This is a genomic window from Microbacterium sp. GbtcB4 (assembly GCF_019091465.1).
GTDB lineage: Bacteria > Actinomycetota > Actinomycetes > Actinomycetales > Microbacteriaceae > Microbacterium > Microbacterium paraoxydans.
In genome coordinates this window covers 1-237 of sequence record NZ_JAGXJJ010000539.1, presented here as the reverse complement: position 1 = coordinate 237, position 237 = coordinate 1, and the positions used below count along the sequence as shown (strand labels likewise).

The window sequence follows — 237 nt, the reverse complement described above, 5'->3', positions numbered from 1 at the left end:
ATGCCGACCGGGGCGGTCGCTAGTGCTGGGGCGTCGTTGATGCCGGCCCCGACCATGGCCGTCGGGCGGACGCTGGTCAGGGATTCGATCGCGTGGGCCTTGTCGGCGGGCAGCTGCCCGGCCCGCACATCGTCGATGCCTGCCTGGGCGGCGATGGCGCGGGCGGAGCGTTCGTTGTCGCCGGTGAGCATGACGGTCTCGATGCCCTGACTGTGGAGCATCCGCACGGTCTCGGCC

The 237-nt window shown here is 71.7% G+C and carries 1 protein-coding gene; it reads right to left on the bottom strand.

Features of this window, described 5'->3' with window-relative positions; all coding sequences use genetic code 11:
• Nucleotides 1–237, bottom strand: a 237-nt coding sequence (locus tag KVS71_RS18750) for an HAD-IC family P-type ATPase (RefSeq protein WP_217585286.1), incomplete at both ends; no start/stop codon positions are given.